General features: G+C 55.6%; 22 protein-coding genes. 7 read left to right on the top strand and 15 right to left on the bottom strand.

Going from position 1 to position 22,950, the window contains the following annotated elements; all coding sequences use genetic code 11:
- The first annotated feature begins 10 nt into the window (after nucleotides 1–10).
- Together RYZ18_RS05070 and RYZ18_RS05065 are read left to right on the top strand one after the other, a co-directional pair.
- Nucleotides 11–2,122: a dynamin family protein gene (locus RYZ18_RS05070; protein WP_317655291.1), complete on the top strand. Its 2,112-nt coding sequence runs from the start codon at nucleotides 11–13 to the stop codon at nucleotides 2,120–2,122.
- On the top strand, nucleotides 2,112–3,140 hold the full coding sequence (locus RYZ18_RS05065) for a hypothetical protein (RefSeq protein ID WP_317655290.1): 1,029 nt from the start codon (nucleotides 2,112–2,114) through the stop codon (nucleotides 3,138–3,140). The genes RYZ18_RS05070 and RYZ18_RS05065 overlap by 11 nt, the downstream gene beginning before the upstream one ends.
- On the opposite strand, the gene modC is transcribed toward RYZ18_RS05065, so the two are convergent.
- From modC to rfbC, 6 genes are read right to left on the bottom strand one after another with little or no spacing between them, the layout of a single operon-like run.
- Nucleotides 3,141–4,214, bottom strand: a complete 1,074-nt coding sequence (gene modC / locus RYZ18_RS05060) for a molybdenum ABC transporter ATP-binding protein (RefSeq protein ID WP_317655288.1) — start codon at nucleotides 4,212–4,214, stop codon at nucleotides 3,141–3,143.
- Nucleotides 4,207–4,908: a molybdate ABC transporter permease subunit gene (modB, locus tag RYZ18_RS05055; protein WP_317655287.1), complete on the bottom strand. Its 702-nt coding sequence runs from the start codon at nucleotides 4,906–4,908 to the stop codon at nucleotides 4,207–4,209. The genes modC and modB overlap by 8 nt, the downstream gene beginning before the upstream one ends.
- A complete protein-coding gene (gene modA, locus RYZ18_RS05050) occupies nucleotides 4,905–5,687 on the bottom strand; it encodes a molybdate ABC transporter substrate-binding protein (RefSeq protein ID WP_317655286.1) in 783 nt (260 codons plus the stop codon). The genes modB and modA overlap by 4 nt, the downstream gene beginning before the upstream one ends.
- Nucleotides 5,688–5,729: 42 nt before the next feature.
- Complete coding sequence (gene rfbD / locus RYZ18_RS05045) at nucleotides 5,730–6,569, bottom strand: dTDP-4-dehydrorhamnose reductase (protein ID WP_317655285.1); 840 nt, start codon at nucleotides 6,567–6,569, stop codon at nucleotides 5,730–5,732.
- Nucleotides 6,566–7,615: a dTDP-glucose 4,6-dehydratase gene (gene rfbB, locus RYZ18_RS05040; protein WP_317655283.1), complete on the bottom strand. Its 1,050-nt coding sequence runs from the start codon at nucleotides 7,613–7,615 to the stop codon at nucleotides 6,566–6,568. Before rfbB ends, rfbD begins: the two co-directional genes overlap by 4 nt.
- Nucleotides 7,615–8,178, bottom strand: a complete 564-nt coding sequence (gene rfbC, locus RYZ18_RS05035) for a dTDP-4-dehydrorhamnose 3,5-epimerase (RefSeq protein ID WP_317655282.1) — start codon at nucleotides 8,176–8,178, stop codon at nucleotides 7,615–7,617. Before rfbC ends, rfbB begins: the two co-directional genes overlap by 1 nt.
- A gap of 177 nt (nucleotides 8,179–8,355) precedes the next feature.
- Here rfbC and RYZ18_RS05030 point away from each other — a divergent pair, with 177 nt between their 5' ends.
- The gene (locus RYZ18_RS05030) at nucleotides 8,356–10,509 is read left to right on the top strand and encodes an esterase-like activity of phytase family protein (protein ID WP_317655281.1); all 2,154 of its coding nucleotides are present in this window, start codon (nucleotides 8,356–8,358) and stop codon (nucleotides 10,507–10,509) included.
- Nucleotides 10,510–10,568: 59 nt separating this feature from the next.
- Here RYZ18_RS05030 and RYZ18_RS05025 read toward each other — a convergent pair whose 3' ends face one another.
- Complete coding sequence (locus tag RYZ18_RS05025) at nucleotides 10,569–11,252, bottom strand: DUF1045 domain-containing protein (RefSeq protein ID WP_317655280.1); 684 nt, start codon at nucleotides 11,250–11,252, stop codon at nucleotides 10,569–10,571.
- A gap of 237 nt (nucleotides 11,253–11,489) precedes the next feature.
- Here RYZ18_RS05025 and RYZ18_RS05020 point away from each other — a divergent pair, with 237 nt between their 5' ends.
- Both RYZ18_RS05020 and RYZ18_RS05015 read left to right on the top strand, forming a co-directional pair.
- Nucleotides 11,490–11,753, top strand: a complete 264-nt coding sequence (locus RYZ18_RS05020) for a hypothetical protein (RefSeq protein ID WP_317655279.1) — start codon at nucleotides 11,490–11,492, stop codon at nucleotides 11,751–11,753.
- Nucleotides 11,753–12,970: a hypothetical protein gene (locus RYZ18_RS05015; protein WP_317655278.1), complete on the top strand. Its 1,218-nt coding sequence runs from the start codon at nucleotides 11,753–11,755 to the stop codon at nucleotides 12,968–12,970. Before RYZ18_RS05020 ends, RYZ18_RS05015 begins: the two co-directional genes overlap by 1 nt.
- On the opposite strand, the gene RYZ18_RS05010 is transcribed toward RYZ18_RS05015, so the two are convergent.
- Both RYZ18_RS05010 and RYZ18_RS05005 read right to left on the bottom strand, forming a co-directional pair.
- Nucleotides 12,965–13,132 (bottom strand): hypothetical protein, encoded by a 168-nt coding sequence (locus tag RYZ18_RS05010; RefSeq protein ID WP_317655276.1) that lies wholly within the window; start codon nucleotides 13,130–13,132, stop codon nucleotides 12,965–12,967. The two genes, RYZ18_RS05015 and RYZ18_RS05010, sit on opposite strands and share 6 nt — an antisense overlap.
- 9 nt (nucleotides 13,133–13,141) lie before the next feature.
- Complete coding sequence (locus RYZ18_RS05005) at nucleotides 13,142–14,146, bottom strand: glycosyltransferase family 4 protein (protein ID WP_317655275.1); 1,005 nt, start codon at nucleotides 14,144–14,146, stop codon at nucleotides 13,142–13,144.
- 75 nt (nucleotides 14,147–14,221) lie between these two features.
- Here RYZ18_RS05005 and RYZ18_RS05000 point away from each other — a divergent pair, with 75 nt between their 5' ends.
- Nucleotides 14,222–15,361, top strand: coding sequence for a glycosyltransferase family 4 protein (locus tag RYZ18_RS05000; RefSeq protein ID WP_317655274.1), 1,140 nt, complete (start codon nucleotides 14,222–14,224; stop codon nucleotides 15,359–15,361).
- Entirely contained in the window at nucleotides 15,358–16,656 is a 1,299-nt protein-coding gene (locus tag RYZ18_RS04995) for a hypothetical protein (RefSeq protein ID WP_317655273.1), read from the top strand. Before RYZ18_RS05000 ends, RYZ18_RS04995 begins: the two co-directional genes overlap by 4 nt.
- Here the strand turns inward: RYZ18_RS04995 and RYZ18_RS04990 are convergent.
- The 6 genes from RYZ18_RS04990 to RYZ18_RS04965 all read right to left on the bottom strand — a co-directional run bounded on the left by RYZ18_RS04990 (nucleotide 16,653) and on the right by RYZ18_RS04965 (nucleotide 22,822).
- Nucleotides 16,653–17,774, bottom strand: coding sequence for a hypothetical protein (locus RYZ18_RS04990; RefSeq protein WP_317655272.1), 1,122 nt, complete (start codon nucleotides 17,772–17,774; stop codon nucleotides 16,653–16,655). The two genes, RYZ18_RS04995 and RYZ18_RS04990, sit on opposite strands and share 4 nt — an antisense overlap.
- Entirely contained in the window at nucleotides 17,749–18,528 is a 780-nt protein-coding gene (locus RYZ18_RS04985; RefSeq protein WP_317655271.1) for a WecB/TagA/CpsF family glycosyltransferase, read from the bottom strand. Before RYZ18_RS04985 ends, RYZ18_RS04990 begins: the two co-directional genes overlap by 26 nt.
- A 73-nt stretch (nucleotides 18,529–18,601) precedes the next feature.
- Nucleotides 18,602–19,057, bottom strand: a complete 456-nt coding sequence (locus RYZ18_RS04980) for a hypothetical protein (protein WP_317655270.1) — start codon at nucleotides 19,055–19,057, stop codon at nucleotides 18,602–18,604.
- A 225-nt stretch (nucleotides 19,058–19,282) separates the two neighbouring features.
- Entirely contained in the window at nucleotides 19,283–21,463 is a 2,181-nt protein-coding gene (locus RYZ18_RS04975; protein WP_317655268.1) for a GumC family protein, read from the bottom strand.
- Between the two features lie 29 nt (nucleotides 21,464–21,492).
- On the bottom strand, nucleotides 21,493–22,413 hold the full coding sequence (locus tag RYZ18_RS04970) for a metallophosphoesterase (protein ID WP_317655266.1): 921 nt from the start codon (nucleotides 22,411–22,413) through the stop codon (nucleotides 21,493–21,495).
- Entirely contained in the window at nucleotides 22,370–22,822 is a 453-nt protein-coding gene (locus RYZ18_RS04965) for a hypothetical protein (protein WP_317655264.1), read from the bottom strand. The genes RYZ18_RS04970 and RYZ18_RS04965 overlap by 44 nt, the downstream gene beginning before the upstream one ends.
- Nucleotides 22,823–22,950: the final 128 nt, after the last annotated feature.

The raw sequence follows: 22,950 nt of genomic DNA, 5'->3' as shown, positions 1-22,950 counted from the left end.
GGGGGTGGGTATGGAAATTGCGCCACTTCAACGCCAAGAAATCGATCTGTTGGATCGCATGCTGGCCCATTTATGTGATGGGGTAGGGCGTGAGAACCGTGGCAATTTGATTGCATTGCGTGATCAACTGGCGGCATGGGCCGCGCGTATCTCTGTCATCGGTCAGGTTAAAGCGGGCAAATCCACCTTTCTCAATGCGTTTTTGCATGAGCGTGATTTTCTGCCTTCGGATGTGAACCCGTGGACATCGGTGGTCACAAATATTCGGATCAATATTCCTCATGACCCGCGTGTTGGCGCCATGTTTGAGTTTTTTTCCGAGGCTGACTGGGATGAAATTATCAATGGCACATCAGAGCTGCGCGATTTGACCGAACGGCTGTTGCCCGGATTTGATTCAGCCGTGCTGCGCCGCCAAGCCGAGGAGATGCGCGCACGCGCGCAGAGGCGCTTGGGTAAATATTACCCCATGCTTTTGGGGCAATCGCACAGCTATGAATTTCTCAACGCTGATTTGATGAAACGCTATGTCTGTGCAGGCCAAGAAGAGGACACAGGCGATGCGCAAGGGCGCTACGCATTGATCACCAAAGTGGCCAATGCCTATATGCGCCGTCCTGAATTCAAAGTGCCTGTGATCCTGACGGATACGCCAGGTGTGAATGATCCTTTTTTGGTGCGCGATGAATTCACCTGCCGCAGCCTGGATCGATCGGATATTTTCATCGTGGTGCTATCTGCGCACCAACCCTTGACCTCGGTGGATCTGGCTTTGATCCGTTTGCTTGGGCAACAACGCACCAAAGAGGTATTGATTTTTATCAATCGCATGGATGAGTTGGACGATTATGCAACCGAAGTGCCACGCGTCATCGAAGATGTCTCGACACGGCTGCGGATCGCGGTGCCCGAGATTAAATTTACGATTTTGGCAGGCAGCGCCTTTATGGCCGAGATGGCCACGCGCAATGATGCTGAGGCCGCCGAGATCCGCGCGGCCCTCGATACGCCTCAATTGCACGCCTATGTGCGGCATATTGCGGGCTATGTCCCCCAGGACCAGATTGATCGCTTATTGATCGCTTCTGGCCTCGATACGGTCAAAGAGGCCTTGTCGGAAATCATCGACAGCGGTATTGGCGCGCACGGGTTGTCGCGCATTTGCGAAGATACACGGGCCGAGATTGCCACGCTTGGCTATGCCATGAAACGCGAGCGAGAGTCGGTCGCCCACCAATTGCACGGGTTACAACGCAGCAATGCAGACAGTGTGGTGCGCAGCCTCGAAGTAGAGATCACCCAATTAAGCGCGGTTGAGCGTGACGTGATGGGTTTGATCGAAGCGACAGATGGGGTTTTGACAGGGCATCTTGATCAGTCATGGGCCAGCTTCGAGGCGGATTTGGGTCAGGCCATCCAATTGTTTTTACAAGAACAATATCGCGCTTTGAATGATCAGATTTTGCGCGAAACTGTTGCTGACAAAACATTCGGGGGGTTGCGGGTTGACCTTACGCATTTGCATCAAGCCTTTGAGAAATGTTTTGCGCAGCATTTTGAAAAATCGCGCGCCGGCATCGATCTGGTGTTGGAGAAATGCCTGCAGGCCTGCAAGCAGATCGTCAGCAGCGCGCTTGATGATGTGATCTCGGGCGTGGGCCTTGATGATTTGCCGCATGACCATTTCACCTCGGCGGTTACCTTCTCCAAAAAGGAATTATTGGTGCCATTGGTCAGTGACCGCGGCTGGGCCTTTTGGCGTCAGGGCACAATCAACGCCGAGAAATCACGCGCGGCATTTTACACGATTTTCACCGCGGAACTTCGACCTGTTGTTCAGAAGATGGTGCGGGTTTTCAACGAGGCACAGGTGGAACGTGCGAGCAGTGGCACGGATCGCATCCGTGCGCTGAGCCGTATGGTTGAGGTGGCTGTGGCCGAGCGGCAGCGCCGTCTGCGCCGCGACCGCCGCCAAATTGATGCCCTTGGCCATGATCACGGCCAAGCCGCAATTTTGTACGACCGTTTGCAAAGTCAAATGGAAATTTTGGAACGCCGTTTGCAGATCCTATCGGTGGCGCAATCGGCCTTGTCACGAGTGAACTTGTCCCATGCAGCCTAATTATCTTATCGAACCCAATAACGTCACCCAATTCCCGAAAAACCCAAATGTCACATCCGCATTGCGTGTTGTGATTTTGGGCGAGGGAAAGGCAGGAAAATCTGCGCTGATCAACGCGGTGGCGCGCGGGGTTGTCATAACGCAGCCTTCTGAGGGAGAGGGGCCTGTAACCCTGCGCCACGGCGTGGCACGCGCCGCGCATGACATCAGCCATGACTTGGCGCATTTGCAAGATATTGAGTTTACGGAAATTGCCTGCGACCATGAGCGCCCGTTAACCCCGCCCGAACAAGATATGATTGCGGGTGCCGATCTGATCATTTGGGTCACCATCGTATCGCAGGCGTGGCGCTTGAGCGAACAGGTGATCTGCGACCGCCTGCGCGAGAGTGTAAGCTGCCCGATGATTTTGGCGGTAAGCCGCGCAGATAAATTGCGCAGTCAAACCGATATTGAGAAAATCGCAGGCCGTTTGCATCGGGATACGGGTGGAAGATTTGAGGATATTGTCTTTATTTCGGCCAGCCCCGCCGCGATTGAGGCCAGTGCGACAGATGCCCATGCGTGGAAGGCCACGGCGGGCCAGAAGCTGCATGGTTTGCTGATGCGCGCCACCAAGATAAAGCTGCGCGAAGCCCCGCGTGCGCGCCCCGTTTCCACATGGATTGATGATCTGACCCAGAAGCTAGAGCGCGTTTCTGCACGGCTTCAGCGTTTGGTTGTGACAGGGGTGATCTTGCATGAAACAGGTCAGGTCATTTCGCCTCAACAAGGCCACCCTGATTTGATGAAGCTGTCTCAAATGTGCGGTCTGTGGTCTGAGGCCCAAGCCCGTCTGGCCGAACGTCAAGGGGCGGAGCGATCGGATATTTTGTCAGAGGTGAGCATGGAAGGCTATTACCTCATTCACCATACTGACCGCCACCGCCAGCGCACTGTGTTCTTGTTTTGCGGGGCGGATTTGCAGACCCGTATTTTGGCGCGCACCTTGTTCATGCCGATCTCAAAGGCGGCATGATCAGCCAATATCTTCGCGCGCGACCGATAGGGTTTTAAGGATGGCATAGACCGCCCGCCCTTCGTTCAGGCCCAATAGATGGGCCGAGCGGCGGGTCACACGGGCCAAGATCCGCCCCAATTTCGTGTCGACTGCGACCAAAACGGCGGGGCCATCGCCGCTGCGCATACTGTGAATTGTGCCTTCGATGACGTTGAGCGCCGATAGGCCTTGTGGTTTTTGGGTGGCCAAAATCACTTCATGTGCGGCAATACGCAGTTGTAATTTTCGCCCCAAATCGCCGCTCAAACGCGGCACAAAAAGTGCCACATCGGCGTTACGTAATTCGCTGACCCCATCCGCGTGATGCGCCGTCAGCGTGGCCTCAATAACGGCCCCCGCTTCGCGTGACCCTGCAGGCAGGCTATGGGGGTCAGAAAAGACCTCGCTTGGGCGCCCTTGCGCCTGTATCCGCCCCGCCTCAATCATGATCACTTCTGTCGCTAATCGCGCAACCTCGGTGGGGGCGTGACTGACATAAAGAATGGGAATGTCCATTTCATCGCGCAGACGTTCAAAATAGGGCAGGATTTCTTGTTTGCGCGCCTCATCAAGGGCTGCCAGTGGCTCATCCGCCAAAAGGATACGGGGGGCTGCCAACAACGCGCGCCCGATTGCCACGCGTTGCTTCTCGCCGCCTGATAGCATCGCAGGTCGCCGCTGCAGCAACGGCCCGATCCCCAACATCTCGACAATATCCGCGAAATTCGGGGCAGGGCGCGCGCCGCGATAGCGCATCCCATAACGAAGATTTTGCGCAACGCTTAGATGCGGAAAGAGGCGCGCCTCTTGAAAAATATAGCCCGCTTGGCGCTCATGCGCGGCAAGGTTTATCCCGCGCGCAGCGTCAAACAGATCCATATCCCCCACGCGGATATAGCCGTCATCAGGCGTGATAAGACCCGCGACTGCATTGATCACGGTGGTTTTGCCCGCGCCCGAGCGACCAAAAAGGGCGGTGATCCCGCGGGCGGCTTGGAAGTTGAGATCAAGTGAAAACGCACCGATCTGGTGACGAAGCCTCAGATCAAGCATCACGTCCCCCGATACGTTTGGACAAAGCCCGCGCCAGAATTTCTGACAAAACGAGGGCAAGAATAGCGATAAAGATCGACACGGCCACTAAGATCAGCGCGCCCTGTTCCCCGTCTGGTTGCTGCAAAAATGTGTAAATCGCCGAAGGGATTGTGCGGGTTTGATTTGGAATATTCGAAACGAAGGTGATGGTGGCGCCAAATTCCCCCATCGCCTTTGCAAACCCCAAAATCGCGCCAGCCAGAACCCCTGGCAGGCTCAGAGGCAAGGTGAGGGTGGCAAAGACCGCCCAAGGCGGCGCGCCTAGGCTGCGGGCTGCATCCTCTAGTTTGGGGTCAACCGCCTCAAGGGATAGGCGCATCGCACGCACCATCAGCGGAAAGGCCATGACCGCCGCGGCAAGGGCTGCCCCCGTCCAATGAAAGGCAAAGCCCAGACCTAGTGCAGCCAAGGCCTGCCCCACGGGGGCCTGCGCGCCAAAGACCAAAAGCAGCACATATCCCGTCACCACAGGCGGCAAGATCAGGGGCAGATGAACCGCTGCATTCAAGATTTGCTTTCCAAAAAAGTTACAGCGCGCCAACAGATAGGCAACCCAAAGTGCAAAAGGCAGGCTGGCCAAAGTGGCCCAAAAACTGACCTTGAGGGACAGCGCGATTGCGGCCCATTCTGCGGGGCCGAGAAGATCACTCATTTCTCAGCCTCCGCCAGTGTCTCAAATCCATTTGCCGTGAAAATCATCGCCGCGTCACGCCCGCGCAGATAGGCGAGAAAAGCCGCGGCCGCAGGTTTCATCTCCGCGCCAAGCGCGGCAACAGGGTAGCGGATTGGGTCGTGACTGTCTGCGGGGAAGGTGCCAATGATATGCACCTGCGTGCTGATCATAGCATCGCTGCGATAGACCACCCCAAGGGGGGTTGCCCCCGCTGCAACTTGGGCAAGGGCGCTGCGCACATTGTCGAATTGCGCGACCCGATCCGCGACTGTGTCCCAAAGGTCGAGATGGGTGAGTGCGGCGTGGCCATAAATCCCCGCAGGCACGGCATCAACAAGGGCCATGGCCAGATAACCGCCGTCCAGTAAATCGGTCAAATTGATCTCTGGCGTGATAATCTGACCCGATTGATCCAGACCTTCCCCATGCGCCACAAGAACCAGTTGATTGCCCAAGAGATCAAACCGAGCATCGGGCGCAATCAATCCCGCTTGGGCGATGCGATCCATCCAGTCGGTATTGGCTGAAATAAAAATATCGGCAGGCGCGCCCTGTTCAATCTGACGGGCCAGTGTTGAGGATCCTGCATAAACCATGCTGACCTCAGTATCGCTTGCGGCCTCAAATTTCTGTTCGATTTCATCTAGGGCTGTCGCAAGGCTAGAGGCCGCGAACACCAATATCTCTTCAGCCCGTGTCAAAGTCGGGCTAAGGCACAGCATCAGGGCTAAAAATATAGGACGGATAGGGGCGTTCATAGGGGCAGAGTTTCCGCGACCAATGCCGCTTGTGCAAGGGCCTTATGCGCTCTTGATGACCTCTGCCAAATAGTCGCGCCACCTTGGTCGGGCGATGCCGAAGGCGTTTTGGGTTGTCTCGCAATCAAGACGACTGTTGAGGGGGCGTGTTGCAGGCGTGGGATAATCCCGTGAGGGGATGGGGGTGATGGTCACCTGATCGCCGCTTTGTGCGAAAATTTCAGCGGCGAAATCGGCCCAAGAGAGATCAGGGGTGCCGCTGAAATGATAAATCCCTGCCAAGTCAGGCTGCTTGCGCAGGATATCCCCCATTTGCAGCAGGGCCTCGGCAATGGCGCGCGCAGGCGTGGGGCCGCCAATTTGATCGTTGACGATGGATAGCGCCGTGCGGCCCTGCGCCAATCGCACCATGGTTTTGACGAAATTGCCGCCATAGGGAGAAAATACCCAAGAGCAGCGCAATATCGCCGCCACGCCCCCTGCGGTCAGAACCGCCACCTCGCCTGCCCGTTTGCTGTCTCCATAGACCGAAAGGGGCGCGCAGGGGTGATCTGGCGCAAAGGCTGCATCCCCTTGCCCGTCAAACACGTAATCGGTCGAGATGTGCAAAAACACCGCCCCGATTTCTGCAGCCGCCTTGGCCATCGCGGCAGGGGCATCGCGGTTTACGGCAAAGGCGGTTTCAGGGTCGGCCTCAGCCGCATCCACCGCCGTGTAGGCGGCGGCATTGATCACCACCGCAGGTTTATGCGCGAAAATTGCAGCAGCACAGGCGGCGGGGTTGGTCAAATCAGCACCCGCGCGATCAAGAAAAATCGCGTCAGGCGAAAGATCGGCCAAAGCGCGGGCCACTTGCCCCGTTTTGCCGAAAATCAGGATCATGCTTTACGCCCCAAACGCTGGCCCACCCCATCGCGAGATTGCAGCGCGCGCCACCATGCCTCGTTGTCCAGATACCAGCGCACTGTCTGTTCAAGCCCCGCTTCTAGTGTGGTGTTGGGCCGCCACGACAGTTCGGTCGCAATGCGGGTGGGATCAATCGCATAGCGCGCGTCATGTCCGGGGCGGTCAGGGACAAAACGGATTTGATCCCGATAGCTGCCTTGCGTTTTGGGGCGCAGACGATCAAGGATATCACAGAGTGTTTCGACCAATTCGAGATTGCTGCGCTCATTCTCGCCGCCAATGGCATAGCTGCGGCCAATTTGCCCGCGGGTGATGATTAGCAACAGCGCCTCTGCGTGATCCTCGACAAACAGCCAATCGCGCTTATGCGCGCCATTCCCGTAGATCGGTAAATCTTTGCCAGAAATCGCGTTGATGATGATCACGGGGATCAGTTTTTCAGGGAAATGAAAGGGGCCGTAATTGTTGGAACAATTACTCAGCACCACTGGCAAACCATAGGTTTCGTGCCATGCACGCACCAGATGGTCGGAGCTGGCCTTTGACGCGGAATAGGGGCTGCGCGGGTCATAGGCGGTGGTTTCCGTGAATTTCACGCGTGGATCATCGGGCAAGCTGCCAAAGACCTCATCCGTGCTGATGTGATGGAAGCGAAAGGTTTCGGGTCGCCCTTCCGCGTCCCAATAATGGCGCGCGGCTTCTAGCAGATTGAAGGTGCCAAGGATGTTGGTTTCAATAAAGGTGGCGGGGCCATCAATGCTGCGATCTACATGGCTTTCTGCGGCCAGATGCATCACGGCATCTGGGCGATATTCGGCCAAAATTTTATCAAGTGCCGCGCGGTCGCGGATATCCGCCTGCACAAAGCGATAGCGGGGGTTGTCGGCCACGGGCGCGAGATTGTCGAGGCAAGCCGCATAGGTCAGCGCGTCAAGGTTGAGCACCTCATGCCCTTGTGCAATGGCCAAGCGCACCACTGCCGATCCAATAAACCCCGCCCCGCCTGTAACCACCAATCGCATCAGTCTGCCCCCCCGTGAAATGGGCTGTCTAAATCTGACAGGGGCAGGGCGGCGCGGTCTTTTTCAGACAACACCGCATCTGCCAAATCCAAGGGCCATTCAATCTCGCAGGATTGCCAATGCACCGCCCCCTCATGGTCGGGCGCATAGGGTGCGGTGCATTTATAGATGATTTCGGTGTCAGGGGTCAGCGTCATGAACCCATGCGCAAAGCCCTCGGGTATCCAGAGCTGTTTGCCATTCTCAAAGCTTAATTCGACCCCGAACCAGTTTCCATAAGTCGGGGAGGTGCGTCTGATATCCACGGCAACATCAAACAGAGCGCCGCGCCCGCAGCGCACAAGTTTGCCCTGAGCAAAAGGGGGCGCTTGGAAATGCAGGCCGCGCACCGTGCCGCGTGCGGCAGAGAAAGAGTGATTGTCTTGCACGAAGGCAGGCAAATTTACCCCGTGATCTACAAGGGTGGCCGGGTTCCATGTCTCGCAGAAAAAGCCGCGCGCATCGCCAAAGCGGCGCGGTGTTATGACCAAAAGTCCCGCGAGGGGGGATGTCTCTATCTGCATGATGCTGCCTCGGGCCAATTCCCTTTGGCTATATATCGGCCCGCGCCCCCTGACAAGAAACCCCGCCCTTAGGCCCCCCTGATTGTTTCATGGGTTTGTTACCTTTTTGTTGCGTGGCCGTAACGCAGATGGGGCAGGTGGGGCGGCGTAGTCTGTTTTACCTGAGGGGGATACCTGATGAAGCTGCGCATGCTTTTGGCCACAACAGGCCTTGCTTTGCTTGCAGGGCCTGCACTGGCCCAAGATATGAATTTTAACCGCATCGCGTCTTTTCCAGTTGCCGCGAATACGCCCGATGCCGAAGAAACCTCGGCCGAGATTATCGCGGCCACGGGCGATGGCATGACATTGGTCTATTCCGATAGCCCTGCAGGTGTGATCGGTTTTGTCGACATCACCGATCCTGCGAACCCTGTTGCCGCAGGCGTATTCGCGCTGCCAAGTGGCGAGCCAACAGCCGTATCCGCGCTTGGAAACACGGTGTTTGTCGCGGAAAACACATCGGAAAGCTATACCAGCCCGTCAGGCGTTTTGCATGCGATTGATGCAGGGAGCCGTGACGTTCTCGCCTCTTGTGATCTGGGCGGGCAGCCCGACAGCACGGCTGTTGCCCCCGATGGCAGCTTCATCACTGTTGCGATTGAGAACGAACGTGACGAGGATCTAGGCGATGGCCGCGTGCCGCAAATGCCTGCGGGTCATTTGGTGATCCAACCCTTGGGCGAAAATGGCGCGATGGATTGCGCGGCGCAGATCCGTGTTGATCTGACAGGCCTTGCTGATATTGCCCCAGAAGACCCTGAACCAGAATTCGTTGATGTGAACGCCAATGGCGACATCGTTGTGACGATGCAGGAAAACAATCACATGGTTGTGGTTTCTGCTGCAGGTGAGGTGCTCAGCCATTTCTCGGCGGGTGAGGTGACGCTGAACGGTGTGGACACCGAGGAAGAAGGCGCGCTGATCTTTGATCAGACCATCACAGTCCCGCGCGAGCCTGATGGGGTGCAGTGGATCGATACAGACCATTTCGCGATCGCAAATGAAGGCGATATGGATGGTGGCAGCCGCGGCTTTACCGTGTTCAACCGCGATGGCACCGAAGTTTTTGAGGCAGGCACGGCTTTTGAATACGCGATTGTGGAAATCGGCCATTACCCCGAAGAGCGCTCTGGCAACAAAGGTGTCGAGCCTGAAGGGATGGAATTTGCAACATTTGGCGGCGTGCCAATGATGTTCCTCTTGTCCGAACGTTCCTCTATCGTGGGCGTCTATGATATGTCGAACCCTGCTCAGCCTGCATTGGCACAGCTTCTGCCCTCTGGCATTTCCCCTGAGGGTGCGATTGCGATCCCCTCGCGCAATATTTTGGCCACGGCCAATGAATATGACGCGCGGGGTGATAGCGGCGCGCCTGCCCATGTAATGATCTATGAATATCAAAACGCCCCCGCCGTATATCCGCATCTGACGAGCGCAGGTATGGATGAGTTGACAGGGTGGGGTGCGATCTCGGGGCAGGTCATGGCTGAAGATGGCACGCTCTATGCGGTGTCTGACAGCTTCTATGCCATGCAGCCAACCATCTTCCACATCGATGTTAGCCAAACCCCTGCGCGCATTGTCGATGCAATTCGCGTCACCCGCGAGGGTCAGCCTGCGCAGTTGATGGATATGGAAGGCATTGCACTTGATGGTGAGGGCGGTTTCTGGGTTGCCTCAGAAGGGCGCAGCGACCGCTTGGTGCCGCACGCGATCTATCACATTGGGGCCGATGGCGCGATTGAGGATTACATCGCCCTGCCAAATGAATTGCTGGCCGTGGAACAGCGTTTCGGGTTTGAGGGGATCACCCGTGTTGACGATATGCTGTATATGGCCGTGCAGCGTGAATGGCGCGATGATCCTGAAAACCATGTTAAGGTTCTGGGCTATAACCTCGAAACCGAAGCGTGGAGCGTGGCGCATTACCCGCTGACCGAAGCATCTACGGGTTGGGTGGGTCTCTCGGAAATCGTTGCGCATGGTGACGACCTCTATTTCATCGAGCGTGACAATCAACTGGGTGACGCAGCGGTGACCAAGCTGATCACCCGCGTCTCAATGGATCAGATGGCGGGGATGGTCGCGCTGGGCGAAACGCCACCCGTTCTGACCAAAGAGATTGTTGTCGATCTGCTGCCTTACCTGACCTCGACAGGCGGCTTTGTCTTGGACAAGGTCGAAGGTCTTGCAATCGCTGAAGATGGCACAATGTGGGTGTCCACCGACAATGATGGTGTGGACGACCATTCTGGCGAAACGATGCTGTTCGCGATCTCGGCGCAGTAACCATCGGTGGTTTGACTGAGCGAAAAACGCCCCTCGCAAAGTGATTTGCGGGGGGTTTCTTATGCCAGATTGTGGCTTTCGATATGATGAAACTGCCCTGTCTCATCCTCGCCCATAAGGGCCAATGAGGCGACCTCAAAAGGCTGGGGGATCACAGGCGCGAAATGCGCATGTAGACGGGACACCAGATCATTGGCCTCGGATTGTGGCAGGCGGCCTGACAAGGTCAGATGAAAGCGGAATTCCTCCATCACATAGGGATAGCCCCATGCGACCAACATCTCTTCTTGGCGGGGGGTAAGGTTGGCTGATCTACGCTTGGCCAATTCCGCCTCGGATGCAGGCGCGCGAAACGGATCCAACCCTTTGACCATCGTTGCGGCCAGTTCTTGGAGCGCGGGATTATGACTTGCTGGGACAGCGGCGACAAAGCCCCCCAAACGGCGGATTTCCAAAACGGGGATTTCAACCCGCGATGTTGTTTGGCACAATTCCCGGAACCTTGCCGCAAGGTCATGGGCGCTTTGACCCTTGGCCAGTTTGAAAGGTGGCTTGATCGTTGCGTGAAACCCGTATTTGCGGGGGGTGTCGGTGATTTGTGCGATGGGCCGCGATAGGCCCGCAAGCTCGGGATGCATGCGCACAGCGCCTTGGCGGCTGCACCAGCCCAACCAATCCGCGCCAAGGCGATAAAACCCGCCATCGGGCAGAAAATATACCGCATATCGGCTATAGTCGGACATTCTGCGTCCCCCCTTTTGGCTTGGGGTCGGCCTAGGTTCTGCGTCTTGATTTGGCAATGATTAATTAACCAATAAGGTCTATCCTTTGGTTGTGGCAGATGGTGGACAACGCCCCCCTTTGGGTCGCTGCCCCAAACACCGCTGCCCTTGGCCGAGTTTCACTTACCCGAACGGGGGATCGGTCGCACATATCATGGTTTAATCCCGCTCCTTCGCTCGCATAGCAAAGGATAGATTATGGATATTTTCCATGGACGCGCGTTAAGCCCTGCAGGCCCCGCCACCGATATTATGCCCGTAACGCCCAATGATGCGGCTGATCTTGCGATCACCGCTTCGGCGCTTTTCATTGAAATTGGGGGCATCATTGAAATTGTCACCGTGCGCGGTGAGACGCGCAGTGTGACAGTTGGGGATATGATGCTGCTGCCTGTTGGCGTGCGCCGCGTTCTGGCAACGGGCACAACGGCACAGGGTATCCATGCCCTTGTGGTGGCCTGATGATGGCATTGCAATTAGACGTTTCCCTGACCAGCGCGGCGTTTCGACGTCGCGTTTTGCCATGGTGGTCGGTCTATCGGTCTGTTGACGGACGGATGCCTGACTTGATCCTTGATTATACAAATGATGCATATGGCTTGGGCGGTCAAAAGATTGCCCAACCCATAGCGCAGGCGCGGCTTGGCCCATCTGTGGTTGATGGGCGGGCGGCTGGGCTGTTGGTTGAGCCACAGCGGAGCAATCTTGTGGCGCGCTCTGTCGCGCGGCCGACATGGGGGCCCGTGGGCCCTGTGACCTTGACCGCTCTTGATGAAGCGCGCGCAGGGGTGTTTCCAGGGCTGCTGATCACCTCTGGCGGGGCAAGTTGGCATCGCGCGGCCCCAGGCAATATGACCTTCGAGGCTGGGCAATCCTATGCCATGACCCTTTGGTATGGGCAGCCCTCAGCCGCAATGATGAAGGCCACGCTTTATAGCACCGCCACCACCCCACCAAGCAATCTTGAGTTGCAAGGCGCGGCGGGTCAGTTGGCTGCTGTGGTGCAAAACGGGGGGCAGATCACAGATATTCGTAACGATCAGATTACCGATGGCCTCTATCGCATGCGCTGCCGCTTTTCTCTGAGCCAGACTGTGACCACAACATGGGGCTTTGGGTCTGGCACCGCCACGGCGGGGGAGAGCGTGACAATCTATGGTTTGCAAATCGAGGAAGGCGCGGATGCCACAGGCTATATCCTCAGCGATGGTGTCGCCGTTTCGCGGGGTGCGGATCGGTATACACTCGCGGCAACGGGGTGGGGCGGTCTCGAGGGGGGCACGCTTGCCCTGCGCGCCACGCCCATGGGGGCGGGCGCTGCGGTCTTTGCCTCTGTCACAGACCTGTCTGGGGAAAAGATCACCGCCTTGTGCCGCGCTGATGGCGAAATTGTCCTGCGGTATGGTGCGCTGGGCAGCGTGGAGGAGATGCCAACGGGCATGAACGCGCTCAGGGATCAGGCGGTGGCAATTGCGCTGTCATGGAGTGGCACGGCTCTGCGCCTAACGCTGGGCGGGTCGCCCGTTCAGACCGCTGCACCCATTGCATTTGGGGCGCTCTCGGAATTACGCCTCTATGATGATGATATCATCGCCGCGCCTGCGCCTGTGCAAATTGGGCGTCTGTTGCATTATCCAATGCCCGTATCGGACGCTGCCTTGCAGGCCCTGTCTTCATGAATGGGCGGCCTTTGCCTGTTTGCAGGCAAGGGCCGCCTCATAGCAGTGCATCATCAATTCAAGGTTCTGTGCAGCGGTAAATCTTGCGTCAAATTGGGCGCGCGCCGCATGACTGAGCCGCGACCAATCCATGGCCTCGAATTGTAAGACAGCGTTTGCCAAAGCTTCACCCTAGAGCGGGTTAAACGAAAATGTGGCGAATTCTTGCGGCAATAACTCGCCCGCCACGCCGATATTGCTTGCAAGAACGGGGGTTCCCTTCGCAAGCGCCTCAAGTAAGATCATTGGGCAGCCCTCATACCATTTTGACGGAAAGAGCAGCGCGCGTGCACGACCAAGGATCTCTTGGGTTTGCGCATAGGGCAGGGCGCCATGAAGGCGGATATGGGGGGCTGCATGCGCGGCACACCATTCGGCCTCTGGCCCGTTGCCGATGATGTTTAGCGGATGATGCGGCATCTTATTCCATGCCGCAATCAAGCGCGCGATGCCTTTTTCTTGCGAGAGCCTGCCAATAAAAACATAGCCCATATCACGGGCATCTTTAGGCACGGTTGGCACGGGGCAGTGGGGCAGGAAGTTCGGCTTCACGAAGAGGTTCTCTTCAGGCAGCCCGCCTTTGACAAACAGCGTTTTGCCAAATTCCGTGAGCGCAATGAAACGATCAACCGACCTGATCCATTCAGGATTGTCTGTCGCAGCGCCGATCATCCGATTGACCGCCAAACTGCCCAGATACGACCCGCGATAGCATTTGTGTCTGATTGCGGGCAGACGGCTTGGGCCGAGGCACTCCTCGCAAGTCTTTCCACCCCGCATCAAAAGGGCCGAGGCACAGAGCAAGCGGTAATTGTGCAAGCTTTGCACAACCGCAGCCCCTGATCTTGCCGCTGCAACATGGGCGGCAGGTGTAAGGCGCGGGAAGAAGTTGTGAATATGCACAATATCAGGCCGCAATGTTCGGCACATTTGCAGCACCCGCTGATATTGGGCCTGCGACCCTGAAATGGCATAGGCCGTTCGCACTCTGTCGAATGGGCTGGTGATGTCATCATTGCTGATTTGGTCGAGAACCACCTCGTGCCCCGCGTCATGCAACAGGTTGTGTTCATGCCTCACCACAACATCTTCGCCGCCCTTTTGTTGATAGCTGTTGTGTAAAATCAGGATTTTCATTGTTGCGCGGCGCATTGCGACCTATGGTCGAAAGTTGGAAGGGGTTCCAAAACTATCTGATTGTATTGGCCATTCATGTCAAATTTTGAAAGACGATCTGTCGTCTTTTTTACACTTGTGTTGACGCATTACCGCGTGGCCTTTCACAGGGCGCTGCGCGCGCATCTGGCTGCGCGGGGTGTGTGCTATGATCTGGTCTACAGCCCCGCCACAGGGCCAGAGGCACAAAAAGCGGATGTTGTTGATCTGGAATGGGCCAGATGTCAGCCTGCATGGTCTATGCCCTTTGTGCCGGCTTTGCGCTATCAATCCCTGTGGCACTGGCGCAAGGCAGGTTTGGTCATTGTGGGCCAAGAGAACCGAAACCTAACCGCCTATGCGGCCATTTTGGGCGCGCGGCTGTTTGGGTATCGCGTGGCTTATTTCGGGCATGGGCGAAACTTCCAAGCCAAAAACCCAAATAGCCTGGCCGAACGATGGAAGCGGTTCTGGGCCACCAAGGTGGATTGGTGGTTCACCTATACTAATGGCTGCGCTGATTTGATTGCGGGCTATGGTTTCCCGCGCGCCAAAATCACCGTGTTCAACAATGCCATTGACCTGTCGCAAATTGCGGAGGAACGCGCCGCGTTAGATCCCGCGAAAATCATCGCGCTGCGGGCGCGCCTTTGCCACGGCAGCGAGAATGTCGCGGTCTTTGTGGGGGGACTCTATGCGCAGAAAAGATTGTCGTTCTTGATCCACGCGCTTGATCTTTTGCGCTGGGATATTCCTGATTTGCAAGTCTTATTCATCGGTGCGGGGCCAGAGGCGCATATCATTCAAGAGGCCGCCGAGACGCGCGATTGGTTGCACGCCCTTGGCCCAAAATTCGGGGCCGAAAAAACCCTTTATGTCAGCCTTGGAAAGGTTTGGCTGATGCCGGGTTTGGTGGGTCTGGGGGTTTTGGACAGTTTCGCCTACGAAACCCCGATGGTCACCACCCAATTGCCGTATCACAGCCCCGAGATTGATTATCTGCAAGATGGGGTCAATGGCGTGATCGTCAGGGACAGCGATAACCCGCAGGCCTATGCCGATGCCGTGCATCGTGTCTTGAGTGATCTGCAATATCGCGACACCCTGATCCAAGGCGCCCGCATCGCCCGCCACAAATATTCCATCGAGGACATGTCCCGCCGCTTTGCCGAAGGTGTTCTGAGGGCCATGAAATGATGGGAGCCGTGGCCTCTATTCGTGCGCAATGGCGCAATCTGGGCACGATTGCCGCCTTTGCCTTTGCCTTTATCGCCGTTTTTGCAATGGCGTCCTTGATTGTGCGACTTGCGGGTGTGGCCGTATATGCCGAATACGCGCTTTACCTGACCTTCGGCGTTGCCATCCGCATCATCTGGCATGGTATTATCGGCACTGTGTTCGCGCGGGGGTTTTCGATTGCCACGGCCCAAGGGTTGGGCGCGCATCATTTGGCCTATTTTGGCATAGGTCTGTTTGCCCCTTTCGCAGGTCTTGCAACCATTGCCCTGACCCCAGTTCTGCTGGATGCTCAGATCGGGTTTGGCGAGATTACACTCAGCCCGTTTGGTCTGTTTGCGGGGCTGATGTTGGGGGCAACAATCTCGGCTGCGGGGGCGGTTGTCGAATTGGCCAATGTCATGGGGCGGCGCAGGCAGGCAATCTGTGCGATGCTCTCGCCAAGCGTTGCGCAACTTATGGCTTTGGCAAGTCTCAAAGAAATTGGCCTGCTCACTGCGCCCAATCTTGCGGCGCTGGCCGCAGGATTAGGATTTATCTCCCTTGTGGCGCAGTTCATTTTTCTGAGGCGCGCGCAGGGCGTGGCAGAAGCTAAACCCGAGGGCGCGGGGCGCTTAAAATCCTTTCTGACGGAACATTCGAAAACCATGCTCTTCTGGGTGCCGCCAAGTCTTATGATGCGCGCACTTGATAAATGGTATGCGGCGGATCATCTGTCGGTTGAGGGATTTGCCGCAATGGCGGTTCTTATCCTAATGACCCAAGGAGCGATGCAGGCGGGAATGTCGATCCTGTCGCGTGTGGTTTTGCCTAAAGTTTATGATTTGGCCGCCGATGGCCAATCCCCTAATCGGCTTAGAGCCGCCCATCAGATCACGCGGCGGTTCGGATACCTGATCCTAGTCGCAGGGGGCATCTGGGCCGTTATTCTAGCGCAATGGGGGTCTTGGCTTTTGGCGCGGCTGTTCACCGATGAAATCGCAAACCACCATCTGGCCTTAATCCCATTTGCCATTGGGGCAACGCTGATGACCTATGCGGGGTTTCAGATCACACATGGGCATATCGCGCAAAATATCAAACCCTTCACCAAGCAACGCTATGGCGAGGCGATTGCCTATGCCGTTGGCTTGGTGCTGTTCGTGCCCGTCTACGGGGTGATTGGGGTGGGGTTTGCGATGGGAATATCTGGTATTATTTCGTGTATTCTGTCATTTTGTGCGCGACTGGAAATATTTAATAGTACTCTAAGCTAGAATTCATTGTCTTTGGAGCGTGCAAAGGCTAATAGGAAGATCCAATAAAAGTGATAGCTGATAATATTGTCGGTCAAAAATAAAACTGACGAATATATTGATGCATATCCAATAAAACCCTTTTTTGTCGAAAGATATATAAGAGCTGTAATGAGGGTTATGATTCCGAACCAGCCATAATCAACTAAAACTCTTAGATAGTCATTGTGTAGGAGGGTGAAGTTACTATTAACATAGTTATGACGGGCGAGGAATGTATTGGTGGCCCCAACGCCATCGCCAAAGATAATTTGTATAAATCCAGTTCTTTGTTGTAGATCGGAGGAGATATAGCCTATTGTGTCAAATCTTCCAGAACTGAGCTCGTTTGGAGATATAAATATATCATAGGACCTTAGGTAGTAAGAAATACTTTGAAATACATTGTTTGATTCAAGTCCAATAAAAAAAAGAATAATTGGAATGAGAATCCTTGCGGCAATGCTTACTGGCTTAATTCGGTCGAATCTATCAAGATAAATTAAAATGAGGACAATTATGAGCCCTAATAATGCTATCCTTTTGAAAATTATAAATGAGGATACGATTGAAAGAATGAGCGGTATGTTTTTCCGATTTGCGGCTGACCAAATGCCCATTAGGGGTATAATTAGGGCAAATGACGATTCATAAGTAGCTTGCGTTGGTGTGAGTATACTAAAGCCTAGCTCTTCTTGAATCGCAATAATCATGGCGATAGAGGAAAAAAATATAATATAGATATATATTTGTAAATATTTTTGTGATGTTGTGAATGTCAATGATGCAGCAATAAGGCTACATGATATGTGTGCGAACACAGTAAAGTTAGATTTATCAGAAAATGCTAGGAATGGTGTGCAGTATATTGCGTATATTGCTAAGAAAAAAAGTCCGGCCTTGTTGATTTTTAGAGATTTGTTCACTACTTGAATAAATATTATAGCTAATGGTGTAAGGTATATTAAAAATCTGAATGGTGTGTCATTAAAAATAGTCAAGTATGTAGAAACTTGAGTAAGTAGAAAAGTCGTTAATATTCTACCGTCTGCAATGTAATTTTCTTTTGTATGTCTATTTTGCATTATCATCTTTTGCATAAATTTTTAATCCTGATAGCAACACCAACCACACAAACCTTGGCGCCAAGATCAAATAGCGGCGCCACAGGCGGCGGGGCTCGCTGATGAGGCGGAGCAGCCATTCAAGGCCTGAGCGTTGCATCCACCGCGGCGCGCGCCGCACGCGGCCCGCGTGAAAATCAAACGCGGCCCCGATCCCGATCAAGGTTTGCGGCAGGGCGTCTACATGATCCCGCATCCAGACATCTTGTTTGGGCGAGGACATGCCGACCCAAACGATATCCGCCCCAGATTGGGTGATGCGCGCGATTGTTTGGCTGCGCTCTGTCGCGGTCATGGGGCGGAAGGGGGGGCACTCCCATCCTGCAATCTGAATGCTTGGATAGCGCGCCTGACACAGCTCCGCGAGGGTTGCCGCGACCCCCTCATTGCCGCCAAAAAAATAGTGCCGTAGCCCCGACTGGGCCGAATGGCGGCATACATAGTCAAACAGATCAGGCCCCGCGCAGCGCGCGACCTTATGACCCTGTTTCTGACCCAGCCAAACCAATGGCATGCCATCTGGGATGACCAGTGCTGCCCTTTGGTGCAGGGCGCGCAGGTCTGGATCATCGCGGCAGGCCATTAGGCTTGCAACCTCGCGCACAGCTATGAAGCGGCCCGTTTGATCCCGTGACCATTGCAGCAGTGCCGCATAAATTTCGGGAATCGATGTGGCCGCGATTGGGATGCCCAATACATCATATCGCGGGATAGCGGAGGGATCACGCAAGAGATAGCCTTTTAGATATAAATAATACACCTATATGGCAGAAGCGCCTTCTGCGCAATTCGCTTTGGGACATTTATGATGCGCGGCAAGGCCGCGCGGCCCCCATAGCGACCAGATCCGCACCACTGAGTGCGCGATACTCGCGCCCCGTCAGATGCGCTGCTTCGCGCAGATACCAGCCTTGCAAATTGGCGGGCAGGTATTCAGCAAACAACCGCAGGGCATCGCGGTTTTGTGCTGCGGTTCCACCGCTTGGTGCGTGGAACCCAAATTGCGCATCCCGTGACACGCAGGTTTGCGGCAGGCTGAGGTAAAGCGTGCAGGCGGAGGCGCACCACCCTGTGATCTGCACCTCGTCATGCGTCAGCCCCGCAAGGCGGGTGTGCAGGATATAGTCGCCCAATGGGCCACCGCCATCATTTTGGATCAGCAAACGTCCTGCAGCATGGCCTGGGGCCATCATCCCGCCTGTCGCAAGGAGACATAACCAAGCCATGACCGCGCCACGCCACCGCGTTATCGCGCGCATCTCAACACTCCCATAACTGTCAGAAGGGCCGGCTTCTGCGCGGCGACTGGCAGCGGGGATGAAACGGCGCAGCTTTGCGCTTGAATATGAAGGCAAGGGTTCGCTCTATCGTCTGGGTATCGCCAGACATAGGCAAAACGCGTGCCAAATTTCCCACCACCTCAGCAGTGGGTTATGGCATCAAATTGTTAATGTAAGTTTAGGATGGGTGCGATGGTGTCAGTCTTAGCCGCCATAAGGCCTGCCATAGCCGTATCCATATCCATAAACACCTTGTTTTGCTTCGCTTAAATTCAGCGCGGTGACAATCGGAACCGCACTGGCCGTTGACTGCATCAAAATAGAATAAGCGCTACGAAAATCTGCCAGACGCGTTGCAGCCCATTTTACGGGCATGACGATCATATCCACCTGTGGGGCGATGTAGCGGGCATCCACCACCGGTAGCACGGGCGAGGTGTCGATGATGATAACCTCAAAAAGACTGCGCGCCTGATTAAGCAAGTTTTCAAATTCCAAGGAACTGATCAATTGATCCGTTGCAATCTGCGGCCGATCCGCGCCCGGCAGAATCCGCAAAGGGGACTTGTTATCCTTAAGTAGGCTTAACTGTGGTTCAGCCGTTTTGTCGGTAATAGTGTCGCTGAATTGCTCGGGATCGAGATAGGTCAAAAGCCCTTTTTTGGGCTTTTGTCCGAGATAGGCGGCAACCGATGGTTTTCTGAGATCTGCGTCAATTAAAAGCGTGGACTTACCTGTCGCGGCATAAATCCGCGCCAGTGAGAGGGCTATGGTTGTCTTTCCTTCGGCAGGCAAGGTCGAAGTGACCATAATCACATGGCCCTCAGGTCCAACCCGTGCTTCATTTGATGTTCTGCGGCGTTGCAACTCGATGGCGGCGCGCAGTTTTCGGATCGACTCAGAATAGATTGACAGCGGATCATCGATGATCTGATCCACCATGATCTTGTTGTCTTTTTCATCAAGCCGTGGGACTGCGCTTGCGGCCATATGTCCCGTAACCATGCGCAACTGGTCTGGATTGGTGATCCCGCCGATATAGGTTTCGTTGAGCACGGCAAGCCCGAGGCCAAGCCCAAGCCCAAGCATGGCGGCAATTGTAAGGATCAAACGCTTGTTCGGGGCGCTTGGCGCATTTGGCGGCAAGGCGGGCGAGACGATACGGCTGTCTGCAACCTGCAAGGCCGCGCGGGTTTCGATCTCGCCAAATTGGGCGAGCAGCGTTTGATACTGGCTGCGGGTGATCGAGGCGGCCTGTTGCAATTCGAAAATCCGCGCCAAAACATCCGATGGCAGATCGCTTGAGACAAGGTTTTCGCGCAATGTGGCCCGTAGGTTTTCGGTCTGGCTTGTGATCTGTGCAACGTTTTGGCTGATAGCGGCCAACTGGGCCCCCGCCCGCTCCTCAATGCGTGCATCGACCTCGGCCAAGGCATTTTGCAAATCAAAAAACACAAGCCCCCCCGCGGAGGCTTCTTCCAACTGGCGTGTTATTTCAGCTTGCTCTGCCGCTAATTCCCGCAGGGCTTCATCGGCCAAACTTTCTGCAAGGGCAGTGAAATCTCGGGTCTCAAATGCGGTTGTCGCAGTGGACAGTCTCAACTCGTTGCGGCTCAATTCGCTGCGCAAATTGTTGATTTCATTTTGCAGAACCGCAAGATTTGGATTTCCGCCCTGACGTGCAAGGTCCTCAAGGCTTGCATCAATGAAATCATTGAGCGCCTTGTCCGAGGCGGCGACAGCCACGCGCCCCGCTTCCACTTGGCGGCTGAGGATATCGCGCGCGGATTGACTGGCGGCGATCTTGGTGTCGACTTGCGCGTCAATATAGGTTTGCGCCATGAGATTGGCCAAATAGGCCGCTTTTTCGGGGCTGGTCGAGGTGACATCGATTGAGATCAAATGTGTCAGCCCGATGCGGCGGATTGTTGTTGCATCCTGGAGGGCCTGACGCACCGCTTGTAAAAGGGCGGGGCCAGATGGCGGCTCATCGGCGCCTAATCCCAGACGCAGGCGGATTTCTTCAAAAAAACTTACGCTTGGCCCGAATTCATCATCGGTTACCAACCCGGCGCTTTGGATCACGGCCAATGTCGTGGCGGGCGCGCGAAGGATCTCGACCTCGCTATCCACGCGCGCGTTGTCGATCATGGGCGCACGGCGCATTGTATCGTCAGCTTCAAGCAGGTTTTGCTGTGTGGGGTCGACCATAATCAGGCTGCGCGCGGTATAAACGGGGGTGACGCTGACCACGTATAAAACCGCCGCCCCAATCACCAAAGCGCTCACCAATAGGATCAACCGCAACTGGCGGCGCAACAGCTGCAAAATATCGCGTAGGTCGAGATGCTCTTGTGCCGTTTGGGTGTGCGTTTGGTCTGTCATCTGGGAAATTTGCGTTTGGGAGGGATGCGTCATTGGGCTGAAAAACTCGCTACGTCTGTGATGATGGGGCTGTGCCGATCAGCGGCGGTCTGGATCAGGCGCGCGCGACCTGTCGCGGAAATGGCCAAGGCGCTCAGAACGCCCGTGGCATAAGCGCCTGTGTCAAGGCCAATCATGGGTTTGGAGCAGTCGATGATTGATTGTGGAATGTGGCCGTGGATGACATGGCTGATCCCGCATGGCATATGAGTGCGGTCAGCTGTGCTGCGCGACCACAAAAGATCATAGGCCGTCTGTGCATCGGGCGCCGCATCGGGGTTCAGCCCCGCATGGGAAAGAAAGACTGTCCCGTGTTGGGCCGAATGCGGCAAATTTTCCAAAAAATCGAAATGGTATTGAGGGATATGTGCCTCAAGCAGCAAGCGCCGTCTTGTCCGCCTTGTGCTGTGCCAGAGTTCAGGTGTGATGCCATAAGAGGTGAGGGTGGCCGCGCCCCCGAATTCCAACCAAGCAGCGTCTTCGTTTGGGTCATTGAGAAAGCGCCGCATCATCTCTTCGTGATTGCCGCGCAGGCAAAGGCGCGACAGCCCTGATGGGGGCGCTTGAAGCAAATGATCCAGCATCTTTGCCGTATCAGGGCCGCGATCCACCATATCGCCTAAGAGAACGAGGGTCGCAGGGGCCTTGCCTTGCGCTACCTCTGCCGCGATCACGGTTTCGATTTGGTGGTAAAGCGCGAAACATCCGTGAACATCGCCCACCACATACAGCCCCCCCGCACAGGGAGAAAGGTAATTGGGGGCGAAAACCGCTTCTCGTTCGATACCAGAGGGACTATCGAACAGCCCGCGAGCCGTGGCAATCAGGCCGTTCAACAATGTTTTCCGTCCTTTGCGCGCGGCGCCCTTAGGCGGCACTGCCCAACTGTGCGACAATCTCGGGTGGAACATCGCCGCCCGCCTCAATGGAGCTGGCCACAGCCTCGACCGCCGCCAATTGTGTGGCGATTTCTTCTGCCGCGCCTGTGAAGCCAACCTCAGGATCGGCTGCCACGCGCACCGCAGCGGAGATGCCCGCGCGTTGTGCCACGGGTAGGTTGAGGGCAACCGCCGCAACACGTGTCACCACGGCGGCGATCTGCGCGTTCAATGTTGCGGGTGGCAGGGTCACGCCCGCAGCGCGCAAGCGGGTCAGGGCGGTGCGCATGATGGCCGCACAGCTGCCAGAATCGGCTGCACATCCCGCCTCAACCTCAGTGATCAGAGCATCGACATCAACGGCTTCTTGTGCATGGAGCGGTGTTACGGCCACCGCTGAGGCGATGACCGTAGCGCGCAAAAGGTTAGAAAAAGAGGGCATCAGACGATTTCTCCATTTACAGGCGATCATGTGAATTCACTGAAGATAGATATATATTTACATATAATAGTCAAATATAAATAACCATATAAAGGTGAGTAATCGCGCCTGTTGGGGGCCTAACGTTG

It is taken from the genome of Roseovarius sp. 10 (assembly GCF_033100315.1).
Taxonomy (GTDB): domain Bacteria; phylum Pseudomonadota; class Alphaproteobacteria; order Rhodobacterales; family Rhodobacteraceae; genus M30B80.
This window is presented reverse-complemented; position numbering and strand designations above follow the sequence as displayed.

Bases quoted from the DNA above. Each gene is read 5' to 3' on its own strand.
- RYZ18_RS05070 (WP_317655291.1), top strand. From the start codon at position 11: ATGGAAATTGCGCCACTTCAACGCCAAGAAATCGATCTGTTGGATCGC.
- RYZ18_RS05065 (WP_317655290.1), top strand. From the start codon at position 2,112: ATGCAGCCTAATTATCTTATCGAACCCAATAACGTCACCCAATTCCCG.
- modC (WP_317655288.1), bottom strand. From the start codon at position 4,214: ATGCTTGATCTGAGGCTTCGTCACCAGATCGGTGCGTTTTCACTTGAT.
- modB (WP_317655287.1), bottom strand. From the start codon at position 4,908: ATGAGTGATCTTCTCGGCCCCGCAGAATGGGCCGCAATCGCGCTGTCC.
- modA (WP_317655286.1), bottom strand. From the start codon at position 5,687: ATGAACGCCCCTATCCGTCCTATATTTTTAGCCCTGATGCTGTGCCTT.
- rfbD (WP_317655285.1), bottom strand. From the start codon at position 6,569: ATGATCCTGATTTTCGGCAAAACGGGGCAAGTGGCCCGCGCTTTGGCC.
- rfbB (WP_317655283.1), bottom strand. From the start codon at position 7,615: ATGCGATTGGTGGTTACAGGCGGGGCGGGGTTTATTGGATCGGCAGTG.
- rfbC (WP_317655282.1), bottom strand. From the start codon at position 8,178: ATGCAGATAGAGACATCCCCCCTCGCGGGACTTTTGGTCATAACACCG.
- RYZ18_RS05030 (WP_317655281.1), top strand. From the start codon at position 8,356: ATGAAGCTGCGCATGCTTTTGGCCACAACAGGCCTTGCTTTGCTTGCA.
- RYZ18_RS05025 (WP_317655280.1), bottom strand. From the start codon at position 11,252: ATGTCCGACTATAGCCGATATGCGGTATATTTTCTGCCCGATGGCGGG.
- RYZ18_RS05020 (WP_317655279.1), top strand. From the start codon at position 11,490: ATGGATATTTTCCATGGACGCGCGTTAAGCCCTGCAGGCCCCGCCACC.
- RYZ18_RS05015 (WP_317655278.1), top strand. From the start codon at position 11,753: ATGATGGCATTGCAATTAGACGTTTCCCTGACCAGCGCGGCGTTTCGA.
- RYZ18_RS05005 (WP_317655275.1), bottom strand. From the start codon at position 14,146: ATGAAAATCCTGATTTTACACAACAGCTATCAACAAAAGGGCGGCGAA.
- RYZ18_RS05000 (WP_317655274.1), top strand. From the start codon at position 14,222: ATGTCAAATTTTGAAAGACGATCTGTCGTCTTTTTTACACTTGTGTTG.
- RYZ18_RS04995 (WP_317655273.1), top strand. From the start codon at position 15,358: ATGATGGGAGCCGTGGCCTCTATTCGTGCGCAATGGCGCAATCTGGGC.
- RYZ18_RS04990 (WP_317655272.1), bottom strand. From the start codon at position 17,774: ATGCAAAAGATGATAATGCAAAATAGACATACAAAAGAAAATTACATT.
- RYZ18_RS04980 (WP_317655270.1), bottom strand. From the start codon at position 19,057: ATGCGCGCGATAACGCGGTGGCGTGGCGCGGTCATGGCTTGGTTATGT.
- RYZ18_RS04975 (WP_317655268.1), bottom strand. From the start codon at position 21,463: ATGACAGACCAAACGCACACCCAAACGGCACAAGAGCATCTCGACCTA.
- RYZ18_RS04970 (WP_317655266.1), bottom strand. From the start codon at position 22,413: ATGTTCCACCCGAGATTGTCGCACAGTTGGGCAGTGCCGCCTAAGGGC.
- RYZ18_RS04965 (WP_317655264.1), bottom strand. From the start codon at position 22,822: ATGCCCTCTTTTTCTAACCTTTTGCGCGCTACGGTCATCGCCTCAGCG.